The sequence below is a fragment of the Bartonella sp. AA86SXKL genome, assembly GCF_042196885.1.
Genome location: NZ_JBHIRE010000125.1, coordinates 1 through 1134 on the forward strand (window position 1 = coordinate 1; position 1134 = coordinate 1134).

Genomic DNA, 1134 nt, shown 5'->3' on the forward strand with positions numbered 1-1134 from the left:
TGATCAAATGTTGCTAAAGGACGGGAATCCTCACCAGCCTCTACAATGCGAATCCCATGATTAAATTCTATTGCCATCTTGCTCTCCAAATCAATGAAGAGAGAATAACAACCATCACCATGCTCCATAAGCCTGACACTGTCAGTCAAAAAAAGCCCTTTCAAAGGGCTTTTAAAGAGCGATAAAAGGACTTAAAAACATATAAGCCTGCTTATAGAACAGCTATCCATTTGACTTCTGTCGTATCTTGGTTACTTGTGCATCCATTTATTCTTTCCATAACCTTATAAGGACAGCACCATCGGCTCCAGCACCGCTTGGAGAGGAATCTCCATGAGAGCCAGCACCACCACCACCAAAACCACGCCCTGCTTTTCCTGAACTATAGGAACCTTGTCCTATCCCTCCAGCGCCACCTCTTGATGTATCACCCCCAGCATCACCTCCGTTACCGCTTGTCTTACTCGTAATTCCGCTTGTTCCAGCATAACCATTCCCGCCTTTAGCAAGTCCTAGGTGCTCATCCGTTGCCAAGCCAAAATTTCCCCCTACTCCTCCAGTACCACCACTTCCTGAATAGCAGCCAGTAACATAACCATTTCGTGAACTATAGTAACCAGCACTACCATAGTTTCCTCCTGTGGCGGTGATAAAATTCTTGCCAATGATTGTTGTTCCTCCAGACTTACCGTTTACACACTGCTTTCCCACAGAAGCTCCTCCTTTACCAATTGTGATATTCTCATGACCCTTTAAACTGGCTTTATAGCCATACCAGACTGAACAACCGGCACCACCACCACCTCCTCCTAATCCTGACAAATAGGCTCCGCCACCACTGCCACCTCCACCCCATGCTTGGATTTCGACTTTGGTTTTATCTGTCACCCAATCGGGCCATTCAATTTTTCCATCCTGCGTATACAGCAATTCAGCATCAGCAAGAGCCGGCCAATTCGTGATTTTATCGGTCAAATCTTTTTTAAGACTCTTTATTTGTGACAAAATGGCGGCATCCACTTGCGCTTTCGTATAAACAAGATCTCCATCCACTTTTAAAGGTCCTTTCAAGGTACTTCCATTTGTGCTTAAACTTGTCACCGTTTCACCATTATGAATAAGGCTAAACGACGA

General features: G+C 45.0%; 1 protein-coding gene. It reads right to left on the reverse strand.

The window, feature by feature from the left end; translation table 11 throughout:
- Positions 1-267 precede the first annotated feature (267 nt).
- The coding region (locus tag ACFIO5_RS10390) for a glycine-rich domain-containing protein (RefSeq protein ID WP_522729884.1) at positions 268-1134 on the reverse strand (867 nt) is incomplete at its 5' end.